The following is a 3,118-nucleotide window of genomic DNA, read 5'->3' on the forward strand; positions in this document are numbered from 1 at the left end:
AGGGGCGCGCTGGGTGGACGAACAGCGCGCGGCAGCATGTGAGGCGCCTTGAAAGGCGCCCGCGCTTTCCTCTACCGTAACTGCCCTCGATTTCTCTCCCTCGGAGCCTCCATGTACCTGGCCAGTCCGCGTCCCCTGTTCTTCCTGGCATTCGTCGGCAGTCTGCTGCTGATGGCGGCGGCCCTGTACCTGGAACACGTGGTCGGCCTGGAGCCCTGCCCGATGTGCGTGCTGCAGCGCATCTGCGTGATCGCCTTCGGCCTGGTCTGCCTGGTGGCCGCCGTGCACGGCCCGGCGCGCTTCGGTCGGCGGGTCTATGCGTTGCTGGCGCTGCTGTTCGCCGGCGCCGGCGCCGCCACGGCCGGTCGGCAGATCTGGCTGCAGAGCGTGCCGGCCGACCAGTTGGAGGCCTGCCTGCCGAGCCTGGAATTCATGATGCAGGCCCTGCCGATGCAGGACATCGTGCGCCTGGTGTTCCAGGGCAGCGCCGACTGCGCCGAGGTCAAGTGGAGCCTGTTCGGCATGAGCATTCCCGAGTGGAGCCTGCTCGGTTTCGTCGCCATGCTCGGTTTCTGCCTGTTCCAGTTGCTGCGTCGCAGCTGATCGCGGTCCATCGCCCAGGCCACGGCTGTCGCGGGTCGTCGATTAAACGCTCGTATGAAATTATCTCCCGGAGGTGCCTTGATGGCGCCTGCCCACGGGCATAATCTGGCTCGCACGCACCGCCGGAAAAACGCCGTTTCGCGGTTGCCTTCCCAAAGCCAAGCACCGATTGACAAAAAAGCGTCGGGAGCGGTTTGTGGCGTCGAGTGCGACGCCCCGCGCAGGCTGGCCGCCGGTAGGCCACAGAAAAATCGTCTCGGGAGCGGACGCATAACAGGCATTAGCGATAAGGGAAGCGAGGTCCATCATGCTCGAAAGTTGCCAGAACGCACAGGAACGCTGGGGTGGGGTCCACCAACTGATCGATCGCTGGCTGGGCGAACGCCATGAACTGGTGCAGGCCTACAGTGCCCTGGTCGAGTCGCCACAGGCGCCGGCGGCCAACGGCGAGGCCCTGCAGGGCTTCTGCGAAATCCTGGTGGATTACGTCTCGGCCGGTCACTTCGAGGTCTACGAGCAGCTCACCAGCGAGGCCAAGGCGTTCAACGATCAGCGCGGCCTGGAACTGGCCAAGCAGATCTACCCGCGCATCGAAGCCATCACCGAGGTGGCGCTGGCCTTCAACGATCACTGCGACAACGGCGACTGCCGCGACAGCGTGTCGCTGGTGGCCGAGCTGGGTCGCCTGGGGCAGTTGCTGCACGAACGTTTCGAGCTGGAAGACTGCCTGATCGAGGTGCTGCACAACGCCCACCAGGAGCAGGCCGCGCCGGCGCTCTGAGCCTGCGACGGCCGCTTAGCCCGGATGCATCCGGACAACAGGTCGGCGGCCGTGGCTTGCATCCGGGCCAGAAGCTGTCAGCCGGGCCGACGTTCAGTCGGCCACGTCGAGCAGTTCCAGATCGAATACCAGCGGCGCATGGGGCGGAATCAGATCGCCCGCGCCCTCTTCCCCGTAAGCCTGATCCGACGGTACCACCAGGCGCCAGCGTGCCCCGCTGGGCATCTGCAGCAGCGCGCTGCGCCAGCCGGCGATCAGGCTGTCCAGGCGAAACCACTGCGGTTCGCTGCTCTCGTCGAACGGGCTGCCGTCGGCCAGGGTGCCGCGGTAACGCACCTGCACCCGGCTGCCGGGACCGGGCTTGGCGCCGCTGCCGGCGCGCAGCTCGCTGACCAGCACGCCGCCCTCGATCACCCGCACATTGGGGCGGATTCGCTGCTCGGCGAGAAAGCGTCGCTGCGCGGCGATGGCCTGGGCATGGCGCTGCGGGTCGGCGGCGATGCGCGCCTCGTGCTGGTCGAGCAACTCTTCGATGCGCGCCTCTTCCAGGCGCAGCGGCTGGCCGGCGTAGGCCTGGCGCAGACCTTCCAGCAGGTCGCTCAGCGGCAGTTGCGGCACCTCCTCGCGCAGGCGTTCGCCCAGGCGTGCGCCGAGGCTGTAGGCCAGATCCTGCTGGTGACTGTCGGCCTGTGCCGCGAGGCTCGCGCAGAGAACGAAGAGGGCGAAGGCGGCGCGGCTCATGGCGATGTCTCCCGATCAAGATGGCGGCGATTATGCCAGCCCGCGCGGCTGCCTGCCCGGGTCGCCAAAAGGCCTATGGCAGGGTCGGGCGCGGGCGTCTAGTATGGGCGCATCCACATCCGCCAGGAGGCGCGCCATGTCGGCCAAGAAGAAGACCATCAGTACCCCTTTGCACCTGCTGCACCAACTCTCCACCAGCCTGCTCGAGCACCTGGAAAATGCCTGCTCGCAAGCGCTGGTCGATGCCGAGAAACTGCTCGCCAAGCTGGAGAAGCAGCGCGGCAAGGCCCAGGAAAAACTGCACAAGGCACGCAGCAAGCTGCAGGACGCTGCCGTCGCCGGCAAGGCCAAGGCGCAGGCCAAGGCCAAGGACGCGGTGGTCGAGCTGGAAGAGCTGCTCGACGCTCTCAAGGCCCGTCAGAGCGAGACCCGCGCCTATATCCTGCAGCTCAAGCGCGACGCCCAGGAGAGCCTGAAGCTGGCCCAGGGCGTGGGCAAGGTCAAGGAAGCCGCCGGCAAGGCGCTCGATGGTCGCGAGGCCAAGGCGGCCGCCCCGGCCGCGAAACCGGCCGGCAAAGCCGTGGCGGCAAAGAAACCCGCTGCCGCGAAGGCGCCGGCGAAGAAGGCCACCGCCAAACCTGCCGCGGCCAAGCCCCCCGCAGCAAGCAAGCCCGCCGCCAAGCCGGTGGCCAGCAAGGCGGCCGCCAGCAAAGCGGTTGCGAGCAAAGCCGTGGCAACTAAGGCCGCGGCGAAACCCGTGGCCGCCAAAGCCGCTGCCAAGCCTGCTGCCGGTAAGCCCGCCGCCAAAGCACCGGCCAAGCCAGCGGCGGCCAAGCCTGTCGCTAAACCTGCTGCCGCCAAGCCGGCTGCCGCCAAACCGGCGACCAAGACCGCACCTGCCAAACCGGCAGCCAAGGCCGCCAGCAAGCCGGTTGCGGTGAAGAAGCCGGCGGCGCCCAAGGCCGCTGTGAAGAAGGCCCCGGCCAAGCCCGC

Annotated in this window: 4 protein-coding genes; 3 read left to right on the top strand and 1 reads right to left on the bottom strand. The window is 67.8% G+C overall.

What is annotated here, in order from left to right; all coding sequences use genetic code 11:
- Nucleotides 1-111 precede the first annotated feature (111 nt).
- Entirely contained in the window at nucleotides 112-603 is a 492-nt protein-coding gene (locus N878_RS16265) for a disulfide bond formation protein B (protein WP_021444667.1), read from the top strand.
- A gap of 307 nt (nucleotides 604-910) precedes the next feature.
- Entirely contained in the window at nucleotides 911-1,384 is a 474-nt protein-coding gene (locus tag N878_RS16270) for an Rsd/AlgQ family anti-sigma factor (RefSeq protein ID WP_021444668.1), read from the top strand.
- A gap of 93 nt (nucleotides 1,385-1,477) precedes the next feature.
- Here the strand turns inward: N878_RS16270 and N878_RS16275 are convergent, their stop codons facing one another.
- Complete coding sequence (locus tag N878_RS16275) at nucleotides 1,478-2,125, bottom strand: FKBP-type peptidyl-prolyl cis-trans isomerase (RefSeq protein ID WP_021444669.1); 648 nt, start codon at nucleotides 2,123-2,125, stop codon at nucleotides 1,478-1,480.
- A gap of 136 nt (nucleotides 2,126-2,261) precedes the next feature.
- Between N878_RS16275 and N878_RS16280 the strand changes: the two genes are divergently transcribed.
- The coding region (locus N878_RS16280; RefSeq protein ID WP_021444670.1) for an AlgP family protein at nucleotides 2,262-3,118 on the top strand (857 nt) is incomplete at its 3' end.

It is taken from the genome of Pseudomonas sp. EGD-AK9, from assembly GCF_000465935.2.
In the GTDB taxonomy this organism is placed as follows: domain Bacteria; phylum Pseudomonadota; class Gammaproteobacteria; order Pseudomonadales; family Pseudomonadaceae; genus Aquipseudomonas.

Coding starts and splice junctions, on each gene's coding strand:
- N878_RS16265 (WP_021444667.1), top strand. CDS start 112: ATGTACCTGGCCAGTCCGCGTCCCCTGTTCTTCCTGGCATTCGTCGGC.
- N878_RS16275 (WP_021444669.1), bottom strand. CDS start 2,125: ATGAGCCGCGCCGCCTTCGCCCTCTTCGTTCTCTGCGCGAGCCTCGCG.
- N878_RS16270 (WP_021444668.1), top strand. CDS start 911: ATGCTCGAAAGTTGCCAGAACGCACAGGAACGCTGGGGTGGGGTCCAC.